The sequence below is a fragment of the Brevibacillus sp. JNUCC-41 genome, assembly GCF_014844095.1.
In the GTDB taxonomy this organism is placed as follows: Bacteria; Bacillota; Bacilli; order Bacillales; family DSM-1321; genus Peribacillus; species Peribacillus aracenensis.
Map to the genome: position 1 here is coordinate 1,045,323 of NZ_CP062163.1, position 22,203 is coordinate 1,067,525.

The 22,203-nt window shown below is 36.3% G+C and carries 22 protein-coding genes and 2 pseudogenes; 4 read left to right on the forward strand and 20 right to left on the reverse strand.

Annotated elements, in window-relative coordinates:
• Positions 1 to 24 precede the first annotated feature (24 nt).
• The 13 genes and pseudogenes from JNUCC41_RS05190 to JNUCC41_RS05250 all read right to left on the reverse strand — a co-directional run bounded on the left by JNUCC41_RS05190 (position 25) and on the right by JNUCC41_RS05250 (position 13,064).
• A pseudogene (locus JNUCC41_RS05190) lies at positions 25 to 1,176 on the reverse strand (IS110 family transposase).
• 445 nt (positions 1,177 to 1,621) lie between these two features.
• The gene (locus JNUCC41_RS05195; protein ID WP_192206683.1) at positions 1,622 to 3,100 is read right to left on the reverse strand and encodes an Lsa family ABC-F type ribosomal protection protein; all 1,479 of its coding nucleotides are present in this window, start codon (positions 3,098 to 3,100) and stop codon (positions 1,622 to 1,624) included.
• Between the two features lie 446 nt (positions 3,101 to 3,546).
• A pseudogene (locus JNUCC41_RS05200) lies at positions 3,547 to 4,601 on the reverse strand (Cfr family 23S rRNA (adenine(2503)-C(8))-methyltransferase).
• Between the two features lie 161 nt (positions 4,602 to 4,762).
• Positions 4,763 to 4,918 carry a hypothetical protein gene (locus JNUCC41_RS05205; protein ID WP_192206685.1) on the reverse strand — a complete coding sequence of 52 codons (156 nt, stop codon included), beginning with the start codon at positions 4,916 to 4,918 and terminating at the stop codon, positions 4,763 to 4,765.
• Between the two features lie 336 nt (positions 4,919 to 5,254).
• Entirely contained in the window at positions 5,255 to 5,746 is a 492-nt protein-coding gene (locus tag JNUCC41_RS05210) for a DinB family protein (protein WP_192206686.1), read from the reverse strand.
• Between the two features lie 254 nt (positions 5,747 to 6,000).
• Positions 6,001 to 6,672 carry a hypothetical protein gene (locus JNUCC41_RS05215; RefSeq protein WP_192206687.1) on the reverse strand — a complete coding sequence of 224 codons (672 nt, stop codon included), beginning with the start codon at positions 6,670 to 6,672 and terminating at the stop codon, positions 6,001 to 6,003.
• Between the two features lie 131 nt (positions 6,673 to 6,803).
• Complete coding sequence (locus tag JNUCC41_RS05220; protein ID WP_192206688.1) at positions 6,804 to 7,019, reverse strand: DUF6366 family protein; 216 nt, start codon at positions 7,017 to 7,019, stop codon at positions 6,804 to 6,806.
• Positions 7,020 to 7,231: 212 nt separating this feature from the next.
• Entirely contained in the window at positions 7,232 to 7,396 is a 165-nt protein-coding gene (locus JNUCC41_RS05225; protein WP_192206689.1) for a hypothetical protein, read from the reverse strand.
• 172 nt (positions 7,397 to 7,568) lie between these two features.
• Positions 7,569 to 8,792 carry an MFS transporter gene (locus JNUCC41_RS05230; RefSeq protein WP_192206690.1) on the reverse strand — a complete coding sequence of 408 codons (1,224 nt, stop codon included), beginning with the start codon at positions 8,790 to 8,792 and terminating at the stop codon, positions 7,569 to 7,571.
• 246 nt (positions 8,793 to 9,038) lie between these two features.
• Entirely contained in the window at positions 9,039 to 9,830 is a 792-nt protein-coding gene (locus JNUCC41_RS05235) for a phosphotransferase (RefSeq protein WP_192206691.1), read from the reverse strand.
• Positions 9,831 to 10,005: 175 nt separating this feature from the next.
• On the reverse strand, positions 10,006 to 10,494 hold the full coding sequence (locus tag JNUCC41_RS05240; RefSeq protein WP_192208049.1) for a DUF6584 family protein: 489 nt from the start codon (positions 10,492 to 10,494) through the stop codon (positions 10,006 to 10,008).
• A 95-nt stretch (positions 10,495 to 10,589) separates the two neighbouring features.
• The gene (locus JNUCC41_RS05245) at positions 10,590 to 11,450 is read right to left on the reverse strand and encodes a transporter substrate-binding domain-containing protein (RefSeq protein ID WP_192206692.1); all 861 of its coding nucleotides are present in this window, start codon (positions 11,448 to 11,450) and stop codon (positions 10,590 to 10,592) included.
• A gap of 522 nt (positions 11,451 to 11,972) precedes the next feature.
• On the reverse strand, positions 11,973 to 13,064 hold the full coding sequence (locus tag JNUCC41_RS05250; protein ID WP_192206693.1) for a GerAB/ArcD/ProY family transporter: 1,092 nt from the start codon (positions 13,062 to 13,064) through the stop codon (positions 11,973 to 11,975).
• 492 nt (positions 13,065 to 13,556) lie between these two features.
• Between JNUCC41_RS05250 and JNUCC41_RS05255 the strand changes: the two genes are divergently transcribed.
• Positions 13,557 to 13,919: a hypothetical protein gene (locus JNUCC41_RS05255; protein ID WP_192206694.1), complete on the forward strand. Its 363-nt coding sequence runs from the start codon at positions 13,557 to 13,559 to the stop codon at positions 13,917 to 13,919.
• A gap of 111 nt (positions 13,920 to 14,030) precedes the next feature.
• Here JNUCC41_RS05255 and JNUCC41_RS05260 read toward each other — a convergent pair whose 3' ends face one another.
• A complete protein-coding gene (locus tag JNUCC41_RS05260) occupies positions 14,031 to 14,204 on the reverse strand; it encodes a hypothetical protein (protein ID WP_228467545.1) in 174 nt (57 codons plus the stop codon).
• Between the two features lie 140 nt (positions 14,205 to 14,344).
• Positions 14,345 to 14,785, reverse strand: a complete 441-nt coding sequence (locus JNUCC41_RS05265; protein ID WP_192206696.1) for a cell wall hydrolase — start codon at positions 14,783 to 14,785, stop codon at positions 14,345 to 14,347.
• A 422-nt stretch (positions 14,786 to 15,207) separates the two neighbouring features.
• Between JNUCC41_RS05265 and JNUCC41_RS05270 the strand changes: the two genes are divergently transcribed.
• Both JNUCC41_RS05270 and JNUCC41_RS05275 read left to right on the forward strand, forming a co-directional pair.
• Entirely contained in the window at positions 15,208 to 16,389 is a 1,182-nt protein-coding gene (locus JNUCC41_RS05270; RefSeq protein WP_192206697.1) for a YhgE/Pip domain-containing protein, read from the forward strand.
• A 46-nt stretch (positions 16,390 to 16,435) separates the two neighbouring features.
• Positions 16,436 to 16,966, forward strand: a complete 531-nt coding sequence (locus JNUCC41_RS05275; protein WP_192206698.1) for a PadR family transcriptional regulator — start codon at positions 16,436 to 16,438, stop codon at positions 16,964 to 16,966.
• Positions 16,967 to 17,628: 662 nt separating this feature from the next.
• Here the strand turns inward: JNUCC41_RS05275 and JNUCC41_RS05280 are convergent.
• Entirely contained in the window at positions 17,629 to 17,859 is a 231-nt protein-coding gene (locus JNUCC41_RS05280; RefSeq protein ID WP_192206699.1) for a hypothetical protein, read from the reverse strand.
• 28 nt (positions 17,860 to 17,887) lie between these two features.
• Positions 17,888 to 18,343, reverse strand: coding sequence for a hypothetical protein (locus JNUCC41_RS05285; RefSeq protein ID WP_192206700.1), 456 nt, complete (start codon positions 18,341 to 18,343; stop codon positions 17,888 to 17,890).
• A 349-nt stretch (positions 18,344 to 18,692) separates the two neighbouring features.
• Between JNUCC41_RS05285 and brnQ the strand changes: the two genes are divergently transcribed.
• Positions 18,693 to 20,033: a branched-chain amino acid transport system II carrier protein gene (gene brnQ / locus JNUCC41_RS05290; protein WP_192206701.1), complete on the forward strand. Its 1,341-nt coding sequence runs from the start codon at positions 18,693 to 18,695 to the stop codon at positions 20,031 to 20,033.
• 158 nt (positions 20,034 to 20,191) lie between these two features.
• Here brnQ and JNUCC41_RS05295 read toward each other — a convergent pair whose 3' ends face one another.
• The 3 genes from JNUCC41_RS05295 to sdaAA all read right to left on the reverse strand — a co-directional run bounded on the left by JNUCC41_RS05295 (position 20,192) and on the right by sdaAA (position 22,192).
• Entirely contained in the window at positions 20,192 to 20,710 is a 519-nt protein-coding gene (locus JNUCC41_RS05295) for a DinB family protein (protein ID WP_192206702.1), read from the reverse strand.
• A gap of 167 nt (positions 20,711 to 20,877) precedes the next feature.
• Entirely contained in the window at positions 20,878 to 21,024 is a 147-nt protein-coding gene (locus JNUCC41_RS05300) for a YuzK family famiily protein (RefSeq protein ID WP_192208360.1), read from the reverse strand.
• Positions 21,025 to 21,316: 292 nt separating this feature from the next.
• On the reverse strand, positions 21,317 to 22,192 hold the full coding sequence (gene sdaAA, locus JNUCC41_RS05305) for an L-serine ammonia-lyase, iron-sulfur-dependent, subunit alpha (RefSeq protein ID WP_192204799.1): 876 nt from the start codon (positions 22,190 to 22,192) through the stop codon (positions 21,317 to 21,319).
• Between the last annotated feature and the right edge of the window lie 11 nt (positions 22,193 to 22,203).

Below are 22,203 nucleotides of genomic sequence, written 5' to 3' on the forward strand. Positions count from 1 at the left end.
ATCTAGGAATGCTTCTTTTCTCTTTTATAAAGCGTAAATCCAATGAAGCAACTTATTCATTCAGGAAACGATTGACACTTTGGCCGGTTTTCCTTCTGATTTTTTCTTATCATAGAAGGCTTTAAGCTTGTTGTTCCTTGAACTTCTTATGCCGCAAAGTACGGCAAGATACAGAGAATGACGTAGTCTGCTCGAACCTCTTTTTGTAATACGATTAATGGTTGCCGTAAACTTACCGGAAGAGTGAACACTTGGATCTACTCCAGCGAAGGCAACCAGTTTTTTCGGATGATTAAACCGATCGATTTCACCAATTTCAGAGATAATCGTGGCTGCGATTTTTTCTCCGATACCCGGAATCGATTGGATGATCTTATATTCTTCCAGTTCATTTGCCAGGGCCACTATACGATCTTCCAAATCAGAAAGGTGTCCCTGGTAATGAAAAAGCAACTCCATATACATACGAAGATTGATTACGTGACTTTCATACACGTTTTTTTGGAATGGATTTCTAGATGCGGAATCCATTATTTTTTTTGCTTTTCCCCATGCGCATTCACCCGATCGGCTAGAACAGAACTCTATAACACTCTCTGCTAGTCTACTTTCTCCGGTTGTTAATACTGCCTCTGAAGTAGGATATTCCTTTAACATCAATAAAGAAACCTTCGAATATAGATCCCCAAAAACCTTCCGGTATTCAGGAAACACTTGATCTAAAATGGTGTGAAACTGAAGTTTAGCTTCCACATACATATTCGTTACAATTTCCTGTTGTCTGGACAAATTCCGAAGGTCTAAAAGCCGAATTCCTCTAATTTTATGAGATTCAAAATCCTCTTTGTAATACAGCACACACAACTGGTACGCATCGATTGCGTCTGTTTTTACCTTTCGTAAACCGGACTTCTTTGCCTGATAAGAAATAATCGGATTTAGTAAGATATATAGAACTCCTTGTTCCTCCAAGAATTGAATAACGGGAGTATGGTAATGCCCTGTAGATTCTAAAATGACCATAGGCATCTGCCCTGTCACCTCTTCGATTTCTTTTAGAAATCCAATAAAATGATCTAATTCCTCTCTAGTATGCTTTATTGAGAAGCTCTTTCCATACGGTTTTGATTGATCTAAAAATGCCTGAACTTGACTCTCTCCTTTTGCCACATCCAGACCAACAACTGGATTTCATTGGTTTTCCCTCCTCTACTTACTAACCAGTACCCCGAGTCCTCCATGTAGTGTCATAGCTTCGCTTGTTATACGAGATCTACGTCCCAACCAGCCTCAAACATGTTTCTACAAGTAGGGGGCGGACAGTTTAGTTCACTGGATCAAGTCCCACGCACCCGTACGTCCTACCCTGGCTACTGATATAATAGATTCTATTAAAAAAAGGTCAACCAGTAAAAACTGGCTAACCTTATAATACGAACGCACCCGTTAGTTTAAGTAGATTTCTTCACAAACTTTTTTTATCTTAGGCTTTGTTAAATAGTATTGTTGCTTTAAAATAAAGTTTGTTCAAAAACACCTAAATTAAAGAATCCATTTTGAAAAAGGATTGATCAAAATGGATTCTTCTCTAACAGATTTATGTTTAGGTCTTCATATTTAACTACATAGATATAGTTTTTGTTGCAACTGTTTGTTGAAATGCCTTATCATGCTCAACAATAACCATTGTGGGATTAAGTTGTTGAATAAGCTCTTCAATCTGCATACGTGAATAAATATCAATAAAATTTAATGGTTCATCCCATATATATAAATGAGCTTTTTCACATAAACTTTTAGCGATAAGCAGCTTTTTCTTTTGTCCACCAGAATAATAAGATATATCTTTCTCAAATTGAATTCGGTCAAAATCCATCTTACGTAGGATGGATTTAAATAACGTCTCATCAATCTCGTGCTCTTCAATAAAGTCCGATAACGATCCCTTCAAATGAGAAGTATCTTGTTGGACATAGGATATGACGAGTCCTGAACCTAAATTAACTGAGCCTGTATGCTGTATTGGATGTCCTAGAATTAGTTTTAGGATACTACTTTTCCCGCTTCCATTCTTTCCATCAAGTACAATTCGGTCCCCTTGTTCAACTATGAAGCTAATTGGTTCATTTACTATTTGGTCATCATACTTAACAGATACAACAGTCAAAACAACCAATTCATTTGACTGAAATTTCAATTGTTCTAATTTTAACGACTCAGTTTTCTCCACATTTTTTAGTAATTTTGACTTTTCTTCAATTGCTTTTTGTTGCCTTGATTCAAGGTTCTTCGCTCTCTTCATCATCTTGGCCGCTTTATGTCCTACAAAACCCTTATCCAACTTAGAACCCGAATTCGTTGTCCCATTTTTGGAAGCTTCCACTTGATTAGACCAACCTGCTGAACGCTTTGAAGACTGTTTTAATCTCCCTATGTCTTTTTGTAGACGCTCATTTGTAGCCTCTTCGTGTTCCTGCTGTCTATCAAAATTTAACTTCCAAGAAGAATAGTTACCACTTTGAACTTCAATATTTGCTCTATTTATAGATAAGATATGGTCAACGCATCCATCTAAAAAGATTCTGTCATGTGAAATTAAAATAAACCCTTTTTTCTTCCTTAGATAATCAGAGACCATCTTTCGTGCATCAGTGTCTAGATGATTTGTTGGCTCATCAATTAATAGAAATTGACCTTCAGTCAAAAAAAGTGCAGCAAGCAACACCTTTGTTTGTTCTCCATTTGATAATGTTTTAAATGGTCGGTACATGACCTCGGCATCAACATTTAGATAGGATATTTCACGAAGAAATTCCCAATCTTCTGCTTGGGGGCAAATTTCTTCAAAGATTTCATAAGTATACTTGTTTTTATCCGCAACTGGATAAGGGAAATAATTAAATTCTACCGAAGAAATGATTTTCCCATTATACTCATAATTCCCTAATAATAAATTAAAGAATGTTGTTTTACCTCGTCCATTTCTACCGATAAATCCAAGTTTCCAATCCGTATCTATTTGAAAGTTTACACCTTCAAAAATATTATCAAAGCTACCTGGATAAGAAAAAGTTAAGTCTTGAACTTGTATCATTGACATGATAATTCCTCCTTTGTATATCAACACTTTTTACTTTTTATACAAAGTCGGCACATCCATCTATTCTAAATTTCTCCGTATAAGTTTGATGGATATTAACGACTTATACGGAGTATTACATGCGTAACAATAGTGTCTGAATTGCTCATTTCTCTCTCTCCTTTATTATTAGATTAAAGAAAAAATCCTCCCAATTTGTAATTGGAAGGATTAGTCTTTCACTTATATTAAATAAGTTCTTTGCCATTGGAATCATGACAAATAAAGTATGAACTGATTTAAAAAATGGATAGACTAACCCTATATTTTGTAGTTTGAAGTTATTCATTTCAAATAAAAATATAGATTAGTTAATCATTGTCCATTCATCAGTCCTCTCATAATTGTATTTTTATATTAACATTTTATTTTATGGAATACAATATCAGCATCATCTTCACCTCAAATTACTGCATATTGCTCTTTTGATAATTTCCATACAATTGACCACAGGCAGCATCTATATCAATTCCAAATTGACTTCTAATGGTCACATTAATACCTGATGATTTTAATTTTTTGTAAAAATTAACAACATGACCTTCATCAACTTCACCGAACCTTAAAGGAGAACTGACGGTTGGGTTATATCTGATTAAATTTACATGATATAAACGTCCTTCTTTATATCGACCTTTTAATAGCTCTACTACTTCTTTAGCATGGTCAATAGAATCATTCACACCAGGTAACATAATATAAGCAATATATACTTTTCTTGATGTTATTCGTATATGCTCATCTAATGTGTCCATTACATCTAATAATGGATACCTATCATTAATCGGCATCAACTTACTTCGTTGTTCATTAAAAGGAGAATGTAACGAAAACGTTAAATTGACATGCGGATAATTCAGAGTCATTTTTTTTATACTTGGTATAATACCAATAGTTGAAATAGATAACCTACGAGGGCTTAAAGCAAACAGCGTAGGATCAGTGAGTACATCTAAGGCATCAAAAACTTGTACATTGGCTAACGCTTCTCCCATCCCCATAAAAGAAATACTATCAATTGAGTGACCTTGTAAGTAAAAATAGAGGATTTGGTCAGTTATTTCATCTGAGGTCAAATTTCTTTTTAATCCAATGTCACCTGTTGCACAAAATTTACACCCAAAATTACATCCGCACTGAGAAGATATACAAAATGATTCCCAACCAGCTTTATATTTCATATTTACAGTTTCTATTTTTTCATTTCCTGAAATTTCAAATAAGACTTTAGTGACTTGCTCAGAATGTTGTTCCTTTAAAGGAACAACATCTAAAATACACTCTCCAAATTCCGTAACTAAAATTTTTCTTAACGATTTTGGAAGTACATTAATTTCGTTGAATTTATTTATTCTTTCTTTAAAAATGGCATTCAATATTTGTTTCATTCTAAAACTAGGGTAATTATGTTCCCTTAAGAGTTCTTTATTCTTCTATACTTATTACTTAGTTTTAATTGCATCTTTCTCATCCTTCCATATGACTCTCTAGTTTTATAGGAGTAAATAGAAAGGAGTTGTCTATCCCTTAAGTTAAAAATAAACGCAAAAAAGCAACGATAGAATTATCGGTGCTGAACTTTAAATAAAAAATATGCACAAATAAATAAACAAGGACTCTAAGTCATGCTTTGTAATTTATTTGCCATAGAGGCAAAGCTCCGATAACTGCTTTTGTATGGTTGTATAGCATAAAAAAGGACAGACTACTCCCTTTGTCCGCTAAACCATTTCCAATTTTTACGTTTTTACCAAACAGAATTCTAAAAACAGTTAACATTGCTTGCACCTCCCCTTTGCCAAATTTATTATAGAGTAATCTAACATAAAAGTGAGTATATGTACAGTGTAATTTGAGAATTATTGTAAAACTAACCTACCTATATAGTAAAAGAAAAACTGCAAAAAAGAATTTTTAATCAAACTTTATTATAAATTATCAATCTTTATTTTAAATAATCGAACTTTGTTTTAAATGATCAATCTTTTTTATAAAACTACAGATATTGTTGTTTTTCAGGTATAAAATATGGGAACGTCCGATTTGGACGTTCCCGTTCTTATTCCCATTAAAGCCCCCCTATAATGGAATAACTGTAAAGCTAATGAAGCTTTTTTAAAAGCTGCGTTTCGCTGCCCAAGCACCTTGCATTTTACTAAGGAATACAATTTGCCCAATATGATATGCGTCGTGCATTGCTAAACTCTTCAGTTCAAGCACTAATGAATTATCTCCTGGAATCTGTCTATACAAATCTTCATGTTCTGATTTTGCTAGTATTTTTCCAAGTTCACGATGAACATAATAGTATTCTTGTTTTGTTTCCTTCCAATTTTCTAACGTCTCAGTTGGTAATCGAAATGTAGAGTCATTATTTTCTGCCTGTGGTTCATTCGCTGTTTCACCAAGAAATCGCATCAGATATCTCTTTTCAAAGAAAAGTAAATGACAAACTAATTCCCAAATGGAATTCATTGCCCCATCAGCTGGTTTCCAAATTGCCTGTTCAAAAGTGATGTCCTCTAGCACTTTTTCAAGTGGTGGAAACCAGTCTTCTTTATCTAAGCAGCTTGCCCATTGTTGTAACAAAAGTGTCTTTACATCCATTTTCTATTCCCTCCAATTTAATCCTAGATTGAATTTATTATTGCTTACCTTACAATAGATTCGCATCAGTTAAAGAGTATTCCTCTAGACAGAATTTCTTTTATTACTTTTTCCATTATTTCACCTTCTAAAAGATTAGGTTATCGTATTAATTATTGTTCAACTATTCTGTCCCTTTAGTTCCATATGAAAAAGCTGCCTTATGACAGCTCCAATCTTCAGCTAACGCACCTGTTAGTTCATTAAGGATTAAGTTAATAAATATATCTAAAAGTCTCATATTTTCCATACTTGATAACAGTTTTAAATTCTTCTCCACCATTTTTATCCTTTAACAAAGCATCCATCTTATCATCTTTAATATTGTAATGTCTCTTATTCAGAAAGCCTACACTTCGGATTGTTGGATGGTCTAAAATTGGTGATAAGTCACCATCTAACACATTAGTATCAACAAATCTAAAGTCAATTAGGTTAGGAAATTGATTTAAAAAATTCAAATTCTCAAGATTACCGCAAGAATTAAGGCAAAGGACCCGAAGATTTTTCAGAGAGAATAACTCTTCATTTGATACAAATTTCTTAGATTGATTAATATGTAAATGTTCTAGCGAATTGGCTAATCCAGAAAAACCAAAATCATTTTGTAATTTAGTACAATAATGTAATTCTAAACGCTTTAATTTATTCATTTTTTCTATCCCAAGTAAATCTTGTATATTGGACCAGTTTAATTCTAGATAGAGGAGATTTTCAGGAATACCAACAAAGTTGCCCAGCTTATTCTTTTTATGATGCCAAAGAGTTAAATACTCAATGTTTTCCAGCTCCATCTCATTAAACTTATCTTCTTTTAAGTTTAAATAAGACTGAAGGTTATCTGGTATTTGTTCAAACCAAATCGTATTATTTCTCCAGTTATCCATTATGAATCTCCCCTATATTCGCCATCATTTCTTTTATCTTATCATTAGAACTTATTAAACTAAACTGCCCCGTTAGTTCCATAAGAAAAAGCTGCCTTAAAGGCAGCTCTGATCTTCAGCTAACGCACCCGTTACTTGAAGAAAAGTGATACAAAAATAAAGCCAATAATGATTACAAGAATGAGAATTCCCGTACCTTTCCAACCTAAACTTCCTACTAAATCAGCAAGACCGCCACTGTTTGCTTTATTAAAAGCATCATTCAAACTACCAGTCGGATTTCTTTTTAATTCTTCTTGTCTTAATCTCTCTCTTTTTCGGTCAGGAGTTTCTTTGTTTTCTTGCACTTAAAACAACCCCCTATAAATTAAACAACTATTCTTTTATATTTTACCACAAATAACCATTTCCCTTGTTGAACTATCCTGCCCCTTTAGTTCCATAAGAAAAAAGCTGCCTTAAAAGACAGCTCTGATCTAAACGCACTCGGTAGTTCAACAAGAAAACAGCTTAATAATAGAGTTTTGAATTTTATTTCAATCACCTATTAGTACAGTTATTATTTTTCTCTAAGATGATTTAATAGTGCAATAGCTAATAAAAGTATTGATAAGCCAGTCCCTAAACTATCAGGTCCTTCATCGAAGAAAATTGGAGAAACAAAATGATTTAAAACTGTAATGATTACAGCAAATGTAACCAAAGAAATATTTGTTATCTTCAAAGGAAAAACCCTCCTATTAAGTATCGAAAGCAAGTAAAAATTCTCCTTTTAAATTATAACTCTTATGGAATTATCCTGCCCCTTTAGTTCCATAAGAAAAAACTGCCTTAAAGACAGCTCCGATCTTCAGACACACCCGTTAGTTCTTTAAGATGTTTTAAGAATTGTTTCTTTAACCAGAAATTATTTTTTTACTTTCTTCAAAATAACTAGCCTTTGAAGGAATAAACACTGTAATGAAAAGTACGGTTGCAAAAATTGCTCCGACAATAGAATAAATAATACAAACAACTTGTAATGAAAGCCATTCTATTGTTAACCCTAAGAGCAGTGTCAATCCAATTTGAATTATACCTTGCACCATATCTGCAATACTCCCGAACCTTCCCATAATTGCTACAGGTACATTACTTTGAAAAAAGGTAGCATATCCTGCATTCCCAAATGCCATAAAGAAGCCTAAAAATACAAATGCCAATGTTGCGGTTATAAAGTTAAAAGATGCATAAAACAAAACATATCCTATTGATGTCAGTAACATTCCAGCACCTATAAATAACCTTAGTTGCAACTTCTTAGATACAACGGCAGCGACAGTAGCTCCTCCCAATGCCCCAATACCAGTAATACTGACAATTAAGCCATAATCACTATCAGACAGCTCCAAGTGCTGTTTAATAAAAGTAACCTCTTGTGAATCTAATGCAAAGCCAATTAGCATTGCACATTGAAACAATAAGTAAACTGATACAAAGAACTTTGCAACCTTAGTAAATTCCCTAACTGCTTTCCAATCGTTTATGAGAGTTTTCCACTGAACTGGTTCTCTTATATTATCTAGATCTTCATCAACGTCAGGAAGAAGATAGATGAAAAATGCACAAATTATAAAAGTAATCGCATTAATTACAATGCATAATTCTGTCCCTACATACATAATAAGTATTCCTGAAATAGCTGGGCCTAATAAAAATGCACCGGAGCTGGCCAAACTCATAATCGAATTAAATCGTTTTCGATTTACAGGAGGTACCAGCTTTGTTATGTAAACGGATGAACTTGGACCAAAGAATGAACCGGCAATATTAATCAATAAAAGGACTGTATATATAGTCCATAATGATGATATGAAAGGAATCACAAATACTAAGACACCTCTTATAATATCAATAGAAATCATCAATCTTCGTTTATTAACACGATCAATAACACTCCCAGACCACGTATTAGTGATTAAAACGGCAATAGGCCTTATAATATAGAGCCCCGCAACTGCTGTTGCAGAGCCAGTTAAGTTTAATATCGAAATATTAAGTGCAATTAAGTAAATCCAATTCCCTAAATATGAAATCCCTATTCCTGATATTAAAAGAATAGGATTCTTCCAACTGGTCATTCACTCACCTTTTTTCTTATAGAATTACCTTCAATTTGCATCTGAACACACTCGTTATTGGTAAAATGTTACACATTATCCATGACTAAATAATACCATTTGATATCAGTACTGATGCAATAAAATTTGTTTATATAATTCTATAAATTCATCCAATAACTATTATCATTTCTTCTTCAGCATAAAGAAAGAGCTGCCTTAAAGACAGCTCCGATCTCCAGCTAGCGTTCAACAAAAAAACCACACTTACATCCACTCTTTTCCATGTTCACGAATGAATGTAATATCGTTTTGATAATGTTCAAGATGCCCTTCATCTATCATCATTTGAAAGGCAATGTCACCTTCACTGGCTTTTCTTGTAATGGTTTTACATAACCCTTCCAATCGCAGCAATACCATTTCCAAATAATCTTCTTTTATTTCCTCACCGTAAGATTCAAAAAACAATCTAACTCTTTGTTTTATACGGTTAGCGTGCTGTAATGAATCATAATTAACTTTCTCACCAGTTTCAGAAAGATTAAATCTACTTAAGGGGACAACCGTATAAAGAGTGTACGCTATGTCCCAAAGTCTTGGACCAGGTCCAGCGACATCGAAATCAATAATACCTATTGGTCTTTCGTGTTTAAAAATAATGTTGTATACCGCAAAATCATTATGGCATAGTACCTCAAATTGTTGGGGGGTGTTATCTATCGGTTGCCAGATATCATCAAATGAAAAATCGCTGACAGAATCATGATAAAGCCGAAGCATTTTCGCTATTTCCATTAAGACATCATCAGACCGCATGTATTCTTTTAAAGGATAATTACCAGCTTCTCCTTCAATAAATGATAATATCTCCCTTCCTTTTTCATCAATACCTAAAAACTTTGGAGCATAGCTAAAACCTTTGTTCTCCAAATGCTTTAATAGCTTATGAACTCTAGGGCTATCTGGCTTTAATTCTCGTCGCACAGTATCTCCCGAACGATAAACGTTAGAGACATTCCCTCCTGTCAGCATTTCTTCGTTTTCATCGTTTGACATTTAAATATCCCCCTAAATATGACTTTCCTTAACCCGTAAAATCAATCCTATTTGTTAAACTAACCTGCCCCATTTGTTGCATAAGAAAAGGAGCTGCTGATCAGCTCCTGGTAATGAAGTGAAGGACTGTTAGCTGAAGAACAACTGCTATAAATACCTTTCTTGTTTCCAGGGATCAAAAAATCCAGCTAAAGAGAGTGTAAATTCCGATTAATGTAAAGAAGATGATTAATATTAATATCGTGATACACCCAATAGGAAATAACTTATCCCCCAATGTCTCATCAGGTTCTTCCGTCAACTTTTCTTTCACTTTATTTTGTATAGGAGAACCTGTCTCATTTAGCAGTCTTTTAATAATTTCACTATCTCCTTTGAACTTTAGAACTCTGGCTATTCCAATAGGATCGTTACCCATGGATTTTTCGAACTGAATGCACGCATCCACCATTTCAGGTGTCTTATTCTTTTCTAGATACCAATAGCGACCAGCCATCGAGGGATATTTTAATGCAAAATAGATATCTCCTAACTTTTTGCGGAGTTCTAATTCATCTGGATAGGTGATAATTAACCCGTGTATTCTATCTCTTGCTTTGCCTAAATCATTATTTTTAATATCCTCTTCTATCTTCTTTAAAGTTTTAACAGGTATTTTTTCTATGAATACTCATCCTTCATCTATTTATAGTTGAAATAATCCGAAACAGATTTTTTTATCTATAACCTGCCCTGAAACTGACCGCACATCTCTATATTCTATTCCATCCACTTTTTGTAGAGGGCATCAAATTTTCCCTGTAGCTTCATTTCATCCATCCACATTTCCAAGTAGCTTGCATAAATGAAATCACCTCTAGGGATCATATAACCTTTTTCACTGTTTGTGAAAGGCTTGTCAGTTTGAGCCGCATACAGTCTGGGATCAGCTTTTGCATACAGCATTGCTTCCACTGTATCAGTGATCATGACATCATACGTACCTTCTGCAACAAGATGTGGGATATCAAGATTGTTTTGTACAACGGTTACGTTAGCATTGCTTAGATACTGACGGACAAATTCCTCGTTTGTTCCGCCTGGATTTACGCCGATGCGTACAGAAGGCTTGTTGATATCCTCAATGGTAAGATACTTGTCTTTATCTTCTTTGCGAATTAATGGCACCTTACCGAATGAAAGGTAACCTTGGGATACATAAGCGCTTTTTTGTCTCGCTGTATTGCGAGTCACACCGCCCACAGCGATATCGAATTTGTCCGCTTCCAGGTCTTTCAACATCGCAGGCCATGTGGTGGCGACGAATTTCACCTTCACACCAAGGTCTTTGCCAAGTTCTTTGGCAGCGTCCACGTCAAAGCCTTCATACTCATTTGTTTTTGGATTCAAATAGGTAAAAGGTTTGTAGTCGCCGGTCATTCCTACCCGAATGTATCCACGTTTGATTATTTCATCAAGCTGGGAAGCCTCGACTTTTTTCAATTGCCCTGGGGCCTTTTCTGATGCTGGTTCAGCCGAGACGTTTTGCGAGGAGATCAGATCGTGACCGACGTACCCTGTACCTAGCAAGGATAAGCTGATCACTCCAGCCATAAGTGTTTTTTTCCAATTGTTGAACATGTGATTTTACCTCCATTTTTTTATATTTTTAATTAATCTACCAATTATTAAAAATACAACAAAATAAATGAATCACCTTCAAAAACAAACACTTTTTTATATTAAGGTTGAATTAGTGTAGCAGTCCTCATTTAATTTCTTGTTATTTCAGCAATCTCCCTTATTGAAGTAAAGCATCTAAATTGTTTATCTGTTAACTAGTAGCATAAAGATTGAATCATACTTATACATCGTCATGATCATTTATGATTACATCCAAGGAAATTCCTTTAATTTGTGGTAACTGGTTGTTTTCAACTCCTCAGTTCCTGTTACGATGTCTACCAATATTATACTTTAAATAGACTATATCCGAACTATCCTGCCCTGTTTGCTTCATAAGAAAAGGAGCTGCCAAAGCAGCTCCCGTTTAAAAAGTAATAGTATATTTCACGATTTGTTGGAGGTAATTATCACCATTACCGGCGAGTGGCAGACAGTCGGTGGAAAGGGAGCGGATTTCGGAATGGAATGATAATTGGATCATAAACGTTTCCTCCACTTCTTTATGCTTAGTAAAACCAAAAGAAGAGGCAAGTATAAAACAAGGAAGGACACGCTGTATGGATTGATCATTATATTTAATATATGTAAGGATTCGAGATCGAAAAAGAATATATTGACGAGTAGTATGATCATGAACATTACCCATAAGGGATACTTTTGCTGGACGTTGAATAAGCGCTTGATCCCCCTGCTGGCAGCCCACAAAGGAAGGACCATGTTAGTTATAATAACAATGTTCCACCAAGAAACAGTTATGTATTCGAAACGTTGAATAAAGGGCAATTCAATGATACTGGTCAATGTGAGTGTTGGCCATAGGGTAAGGGCCAACTGTTTCTGTGAATAAAAGACTGTCGAAACAAAATAAAGTAATAGGAGCAATAACGTAGTAGTCAAGGCTCCTCCATGAGCATACTTTTGTGATGTTTCAGGATTTTTGATGAACGGATAATACATCAGGATCATTTCAAAGCCAAGCATTGATAATGAACTACTTCTGGTTCCTTTCATTATTTCGATTAACGTATGATCGAAAATAGGGAGAAAACTGGTGAAGTCAGCGTATTTAAAACCATATAGAGGTATAAATAAAAGCCAGAATGAAACAATTACACTTAAAAAGGCAATTCCTGTAATGGTTCGGAATCCTCCCGTAATGATGTAATAAATCAGTACCAGGAAAACCAAAGCAAAGGCCCAAGAAGGTACCTCTTTAAACATCCAAACATGAAGGACATTTATATAGCCGATTATGATCGTCATTCCTAGGATGAAAAAGTACAGAATGAATAAGAGACTAAAGAAATTCCCAATCCATTTACCCAATGCATGATTATTGGCAGAAATGATATCACCGGGAACAATACTGAAAATCTTATATATTAGCCAAATTAAAATATGAACAATCAGTCCGGCTAGGATTATGGAGATCCAGCCATCCGTCCCCGTCGCCTTGGCTAAATCTCTTTGAAAGTTCAACACCCCTAATCCTGTTTGCATAGAATGCATGATAAAAAATACATAGAATGGCGATACCTTATACTTTTCATTCACACCAGCTTGGTTCATAATGTACCCTCATTTATATCACTCGTATTTCCTATGTTAATAATCTGGCTTTTACAGGAGTAATTTATTCAAAAAGGACACAAACGTTAAGTACAGTTCGAATCTCCCTCAATAAACTAATCACCATCTCACGACTGCTCTGGAATTCTTAGGATTTCAACAACAACACCAACTGAAAGGAAGGTTACATTTCTAAAATCTTTAACCTTCTCTTCTATCTAAAAATCTTAGGTATCCTTCCTCATTTTGAAGGATCAAAGGTTTTCAATATCTATCTTTATGTTAAATAATAATAAATTGGCTTTGGCATTAGCGGAAAGATCTCCCAATTTAAAGGACAATCCTTCACGATGCCTGCTCTATAATGCAGCCCTACATCGATAATCATCACTTCCTGGTTACATGAAAGCACGATGTTTAAAATATTGGCCCATAGCACAATAATATAAGCAACGTATATCTGTCTTTATTCCACCAAAGGAGGAAGCCCATTTGAAGATTTCATCAATATCATTCAAAGGACCTCCAGTTTCCCATGAATTCCCTACCCTCTATGAAGGTTTAGGGCTGCCTGAAGTATCTTCGTTCATTCAGCAACGTTTTGAATTTGCATATACCTTGGGGGAAGTGGAAAGAATCGGTTATGGCAGCATGCGCTTTTATAAACGGCAGGGGGATTTCGAAGTACATGTATCTGATAAGTTACCAGGAGTGGGACCAATAAAGCTTCGGAAATTAAAGGGCCTGTTACTGGAGGAAGCCAAAACAGCCTTCATCGAAAATATGGAATCTGAACCAGAAAAGCGGAAGGTGTACTACGCCGAATTTCGTCGCACTGGGAAAGACGCTGAATAAGTGTGCTGTTCCACAAACCGACGGCCTGTTTACGGAAGATCATTGTTATCTTGTTGGATTTTTTTATTTATATGAATAAAAAAAGGCTGCCGCAGCAACCTCCAATCCGTTTTATTTATCATTATCTAAATCATCATCAAGAAAAGACCTTTTATCTGCTTTAACTCCATACTTTTCTTCAAGCAATTGACCAATATTTGAATTGTTAATTCCTTTTCTTACTGCTGTTTCAATAACTATATAGAGAATGAATAGCCCAACCACAAAAAATATAATAGCCTTCACTAAAACTCCCCCAAATAACACACCATTATTCCCTTTATTTTACCATAAAATCCAGAATTCCTTGTTGAAGTGCCCGTTTGATGCATAAAAAAGGAGCTGCTGATCAGCTCCTTAAATTGTAATAATTGCACCTGGACCGCCTAACCGGTATAAACACTTTCACATGTTCCAGGTTTTGGTTCATAATAACAATGATTTTTAAATTGACCAGCAAAAGGTTGATCGTACCATGTTGGAGGACATGGAGCATATGGATTGAAATACCAAAGGGCATATTTCCCTGGGTGTTGTCTCCAATATTCCAGATTCTGTTTTGCTAATCTTTTTTCGGCAGTTCTAGCTCTTTGATAAAATACATTGCCTTTTTGAACAGCTTCAAAAGAATAATTTCCTCCTTGTACATGAAAAATGACTTGTGGAATGGTTCTTAAATCTTTAAAGTCCAAACAATTGGCTTGAAGACGATTAACAATTACATTTCCAACATATAACATTCCTTGCAGTCCTTCACCTTCGGCTTCAGCTCTCATCATCCTTGCCATTAAATCGACGTCCGAACTTCGATAACTTACTCTTGCCATTTTTCCACCCCAAAAATATCGTATGAAAAAAAGCCTGCATTAATGCCATGGTTCATGAAATAAGAATGCTTAGATTTTTATAGCTTTCCGTTTTTAAACAAGACGAAAACTTAAGGACAGCTTAATCACACAAAAATTGTACAGGCGAAGTAAATCAATAACAAACACATAATTAACCGAAATCGCTTGTCGCGTTTAGCGAAAAATTTGCAGCGATTTTAATGTAATGTCCTCAAAGAATGTAATAGTTACTCCTAACAAAAAGAAGATTTTTGTTGGGAGTTTTTTGTATGCATAAAAATTTTTCAATTGACTTTTTGAGTAAATTAAAATAAAATTCAAAGTACTTCATTTTAAATACTCAAATTAGAGTACTTTAAATTAAGTACTATACTATTAAATCAAAAGGATGGATTCAACATATGAAATTTACTGCATTCTTGAAAACAAGAGGTGCATCTGCGGCAATCTTTATGGGGATTTTCTATGCAATTGCCATGCTTGGCATCTTCTTGCCTGGGTATACAGCCATTCCAGGAAACGTCGATAAATTACCGATCGCCATCATCAATGATGATGCCGGGGAAAATGGGGCGATGATTGCCGATCAGTTAAAAGAAAATTTACCCTTTAAAAAAATCAAGACGGATATAACCAATAAACAAGCCTTAAAAGATTTAGAGAAAAATGACTTAGCATTAGTCGTACACATCCCGAAAACCTTCTCTGCTAATATGCAAAAAGGAAAAGCATCATCAAGTATTGACTTTACTATCAATGAGGCAGGGGCAACAGCCGTTTCTTCTACCATGAATTCTGTCGTTACTGAAATTAACAATCAGTTAAGCACACAATTCTCACAGCAAACGGCCAAGGGCGTATTGATGAACTTTAATGTACCGGAAAAGCAAGCCGCTGAATTAGCGGAAAAGATTGAGAAATCCTATGTAGGAAATGTGGTTACAATTAACGAGATACCAGATGGCATGAATAACAATATGCTGCCTATGTTCTTGACAATGGCCGGTTATGTCGGGGCGATGATCGGTGCTATGCAAATAGTGGGTGCATTTAGAGCCAGCCGTGGAAAAGCTAGTAAAACACGTTTATTCATGTATGTGCAATTAACAGCGTTATTGATTGCAGTGGTTTCATCACTCATCGCTGTAGGTGTAGCGTATTTAATTGACAAGCCAAGCGGTGACCTATTCTTCGGTATAGTAGGTCAACAAATACTGAACTATATGGTTTGTTTTAACTTCACCGCGATTTTAATCTTCTTATTGGGTGAAGGCGGCATGATTTTAAACTTACCGATTTTATTAATGCAAACAATAGCGAATGGGGCCACCATCTCACGTGACATGATGCATTTACCATATGAATGGATGAGCCATATTTCCCCGATGTACTACTCGGTGCAAGCGTACTTTGCAAACCTATATGGCAGCATCAGTCCAAGTCCGTACATTTGGTCAATGGCTGCTGTTGGTGCCGCTGCGATGGTAATTAACATGGCTATTGTCGCGTTTATCCATAAACCGATGCCGGGACAGGTCTCTGAAACAGAAGGTGAAAAGAAAGCGGCTGAAATCACAGCTTAAGTTTTGCTACAATAAGGAGATAATACTTCTTAAAGGAGCGTAGAAAATGTCCATCCAGATTTTTATATTGAGCAAGCTGATGGAGGATAAAAACTATCCTTATAAATTAAAAAAGCAGCTTTCTGAACCCATTCCATTAGATCGCCTAGGCGGGTTAACTGAAAGTAAACTGTACTATCATTTCGAATCATTGGCAAAACAAGGATTAGTCGAACCAGTAGAAGTGATAAAAGAAGAACATCGGCCTGATAAACAAGTATTTGCGATAACGGATAAGGGGCGCGAAGAACTACCAAAAAAAATCTATAAATTATTTGAAAGTGCGGATGAAATTAAGGATATGATTGTTGGTTTAGCCAACATCAAGTATGTGGATCGGGATAAAGTAGTAGATATATTAGAAAAAAAAGTAAAGTCCATCAAGGCTTTTTGGGAGCAGCTTGGGAATTTCGAGCCGGAACCTAAAGGCAACGAGAATATTCGTGATTTTTTGGATGGCTATTTTTCGACCAGAACAGATCACACAATATATTGGTTTGAAGAGTTAATTAGAAGGATCAAGTTAAAGGAATTGTAAATTTCCCTTTTGGTGGGCATTCCAAACTTCAGATTAAAAACAAGATTAACGTGCAGATGGCAGTACTACAACGAATGTAGCGAAATTAGCCCAATCAGTTAACCAATAATAAAAGCTATGTGAAAACTTATATTCACATAGCTTTTTTTTCATATTTCAAATAAAAAAACTTGCTTGGAATGAGCAAGTATCCACCAGTCAAAAGGAGTTCAATCTGCGGGAAAAACGTGTCCCATAGTTTTTAAAAAAGGCACAATTAAAAGTAAAGCCACCTATTCTTGTTACACTGACCTGCCCCTTTAGCTCTCCATAAGTAAAAGAGCTGTAAAAGCAGCGTAAAATGCAGCTGCAACTAACCCGAAAAGGATCCCAAGTAGCTCATCTTTACCAGAGGCGCTAATGCCGTTTCCCATAATCAATAACATACCTAATATCGCTACACCAATACAAACAACTTTTATATTGGTAAAGCTCCTTAAGTACAAATGGTGAGAGAACCATGACACAATAATAACCCAGTGTTGTATGATCGTATTATGTGCAATTAAAGAAGCTACACAGTCCAATTAAGCTTTGTACTTGAACTAACCTGATTACTTGTATCCCTAGCTCCCTAGCAATCAATAGCATTTCTGCCCCCTTACTCCACGAGAACTGGGATTTCATTTATCATTTTCCCTGTTTCTTTTTCCTTCAAAATATATGAATGCCGATAGAACAATGATTGCAATTAACACAATGTCAGTTAACCAAGATAAATCCGTATCCGTGATAAACTTAACCATACTTATTATAGGAAGCCCTAATAAGAAAATTAGTAAGAAAACATCTTTTTTACTTTGTTTCCGTTTTTCAAAGAACGATCCCATTATTTTTTCAAAAACTGATCCCATTATAAAACACCGCCTTAATTTTTCCATTCTAAAGTCCGCCGTCTAAACCGTCAATCTTTATCCCTCTGCTCCAATCACGGGTAACTTTTAATTCATTATCAATGATGGTTATCGTGAGCTCTCCTTCTTTCTTATAAATCTTGGATGAATTCTCGTCATAAACCTTAAATACCGCTGTGTATGTGTAATCCACTGTCCCATCTTCATTTATACTTTGTTCTTCAAGCTTCACACTTTGCACTTCGATGCTCTTCTTGATTTCTATGGCTACCAGGGCAGGCATTGAATAAAAACGGTTAAGAATTTGGGCATTATATTCATCTTCTGATAAATATCCTTTAATTTTGTCTGCAATTTCATCAAAGGTTGGAGGATTGGCCGGATCTTTGATGGTATATCGTGCAGTATAATAGCCTTTAAATAACTTTTCTGCCTCTCCCAATTTTACAGCATTTCCCTCTTTAACAGGGCTCCTCCCTATCATATCGCCGTTTTCCTTGACCACTTCCTTGTTACATGCACCTGCAGCTGAAAACACTGCGATTAACAACAAAAAGCTAAGAAATTTTTTAATGTCAGCACCCTCATTTCCTTTTACATTTCATTTGTTAAAAAATGAATTTCATTAGTATGAGCAGCCTCTAAATGTTCAAAATAAGGTAAAGGCGGACCACTGATCATCAGGGGAAATAATAAAAAACAAAAAATATATTGAAATATCAATTTAATTTAGATATAATACGATACGGTCTTGAAATTAGTCTGTGTATAATTTTTAGAAAATTTAATAATTTTCTAAAATAGTAAATTTTGGTTTTTTCGGAGGGTTTATTTTGTCTAATAAGGTACCATCATCATTTATAGTTGTGATTGGGTTCATGTTATTTGCCCTTTTCTTCGGGGCAGGGAATTTAATATTCCCACCAATGCTTGGTCAATCAGCAGGTACGAATATCTGGACGGCTAATGCAGGGTTTTTGGTCACAGGAGTAGGATTACCGTTACTCGGTGTGCTGGCACTCGGTTTTTCTGGAAAAGATGACTTACAATCATTAGCGAGCCGCGTCCATCCAGTCTTTGGTATTGTATTCACAACCGTTCTTTATTTAGCCATTGGTCCATTATTCGCAATGCCTAGAACAGGAAACGTTTCTTTTGAGATCGGTGTAAAACCTTTTTTACCTGAAAATTCGGGTCCACTGCCTTTACTTATTTTCACTATCATCTTTTTTACGGTTTCGTGCCTTCTTTCGCTCAATCCTGCGAAAATTGTCGAAATTGTGGGGAAAGTTTTGACACCCATCAAGTTGACATTCATAGGAATCCTTGTGGTAGTGGCTTTCGTCAATCCAATTGGAGATTTTCAAGCACCTGCCGAGCACTATATGGCTCAGCCATTTTTCAATGGGTTCAGAGAAGGTTATCTAACGATGGATACTCTTGCATCTTTTGTTTTTGGCATCATCATCATTAATGCCATCAAAGAAAAAGGTGCTAAAACAAAAAAACAAATAATGATTGTTTGTGGAAAAGCGACTGCGATTGCGGCCGTTATCCTTGCTACCATTTATACAGCTCTCTCTTATATGGGTGCTTCAAGCGTTGGAGAACTTGGACGCTTGGATAATGGAGGCAGTGTCTTGGCAAAAGTCTCGGATTATTACTTTGGAGCATATGGCGGGTTATTATTAGGATTAATGATCACAGTGGCTTGCATAACGACAAGCGTAGGACTCATTACATCTTGCTCGACATACTTCCATAAGCTATTTCCAAATCTGCCTTACAAAACAATTGCCATAAGTTTATCCATATTCAGTGCAATAATTGCCAATATTGGACTAACCCAATTAATTGCTATTTCAGTACCTGTTATGACAGCCATTTATCCATTAGCGATTGTTTTGATCTTCCTAACATTTCTTCATTCTTTATTTAAAGGAAGACCTGAAGTTTATCAAGGCAGTTTATTTTTAACATTCATCGTCAGTTTATTCGATGGATTAAATGGAGCAGGTGTACACATTTCATTCATCAATGATTTCTTCACCACAATACTTCCTATGTATGAGGCAGGACTAGGATGGATCATCCCTGCCATTGTTGGAGGATTCATTGGGTATGCCAGCAGCGTCTTGCGTTCGAAATTCGGTCATAATCACCAAATACATTAAATGATATAAAACCGGTCAAGGCATATTAACTGTAGACAAATTCGAAGAAAAGCGAGTTTGTCTACAGTTTTTTTCTTTGCAAAACGTTTCAGTGGATTTCCCCATTCCGCCGACTGTCTGCCAAGCCTTCTCTTCGCAAGCCAGTTATTCGGCAAGAGTCATTCATTCCGTAATTTCCTCAGCAATTGAAAAATCTGCCCCCTATGATGTGCTTCATGTTCAATCAAATGGTAAACGACCCATTCAGGTGTGACGTCATATTGTTCAAGCACCCTCGGTTTACGCCAATCCGTTAGGTCCATTGTACGAAAGTTTGAAAGAAATACTTCACGTACCTTATTGAGACGGTAGATATGTTCTTCCAATGTTTGTCCTTCAATGTGGCTTAGGGAGTCATCTTCAGCACGGCATCCAAATGGAAACAATGCGCGTATTTCCGAATCCCATTCCGTAACAAGGACCTCCTCATATAACCAATCCGCCTCTATAAGCGCTATGTGATATAACAGCGAGCCAATCGTTTGCCTTTCATCGATTTTCGAATCGAGTGAATTTTGGCTGATTCCAGTCAATTCCGAAATGAGCGTACGGCGAACATCTTCTAAACACCATAACCACCGCCCAATTTCCTCTTCATATCCCGGTAATGCAGATACCAGTAATGCTCTTCTCTTCATCAGGATCCTCCTCCTCTTCATGAACGTACATTCTATTTAAACGTGTTGTTTCCTTCTTTTAAATGGAAAAATTATCTTTTAAGGCAGAACAAAAAGAGCAACCTTTTAGATTGCCCTTTCGCTTGTTGTGATTGTTTCGTTTATGTCATCGATATCGTAGATCGAAATTAACTCCCTAAAAAGAGATTGGCTCTCATCTCCTCTGTTATACGCCTGCTTTGTAGATAATCCTGTTCCCGTTCTTGTTCAACCATCATGCGTTGCTCCAGTTTTTGAGCATATAGTGCATAGCCGATTCCATGAGCTTGAAACATCGCTTTTTCCATTGCCGACGTGTACGTTAATTCGAGAAAATTAATGAAGAATCAATCCTTCCCATAGTAAATTTCGTACTCATCTTATCATGGTTAGTGATAACTCACAAAGTTGCTACGGCTCCATATTCACTGATAATTCAGATTTTTCAACAGCTGTTTCTATCTCCGTGTACAGAAACGCCAAATCCCTCCATCTTCCTCTAATTTCCTTTTTTCAATTGCAAAATGAACAGGTTGATGACAAATTAAAAGTCCCATTAACAACAGGTTTGTTAATGGGACTGAATGTTTATTTATATGAACCGAAAATTTCCTTTGCCAATCTACGCCCAGTAGGAGTCGCAGCCAGCCCGCCCTCTGCCGTTTCGCGAAGTGCAACCGGCATGGTCAATCCTATTTTATACATGGCATCGATCACTTCGTCACATGGAATGCGGCTCGTAATGCCTGCAAGCGCCATATCAGCTGCTGTTATCGCGTTGGAGGCACCCATTGCGTTACGTTTCACGCAAGGAACTTCGACCAATCCAGCCACTGGATCACAAACCAGTCCAAGCATATTTTTCAATGTGATCGCCATCGCTTCTGCAGCTTGGCTTGGCGTACCGCCGGCCAGTTCTACTATCGCAGCCGCGGCCATTCCACTTGCCGAGCCCACTTCTGCTTGGCAGCCACCAGCCGCTCCAGAAATGGAAGCGTTGTTTGCAACCACGAAACCGAAGGCAGCGGAAGTGAAAAGAAATTCAATCATCTCTGCTCGGGTCGGGTTTAATTTTTCTTTCACGGCAAATAATGTCCCGGGAACAACGCCTGCCGAACCGGCAGTCGGAGTGGCACAAATCATTCCCATTGCGGCATTCACTTCGTTCGTCGCAACAGCTTTACTGACGGCATCCAATAATAAATTGCCTGCGAGCGCCTTGCCCGACTTGATATAATTTTGCAAAAGAACGGCATCCCCGCCCGTTAGGCCTGTCACGGATTGCACACCTTTCAGGCCTCTTTCCACCGCTTGTTCCATCACTGTCAAATTCCTGTCCATCTTTTCGATGATCTGTTCTCTCGAAAGGCTTGAGAACTCCATTTCTTGTAAAATCATGATTTCCGCGATTTTTACTTTTTTACTTTCAGCAAGTTCAACCAACTCTGCTACATTTCGGAACATGTTTTTACCTC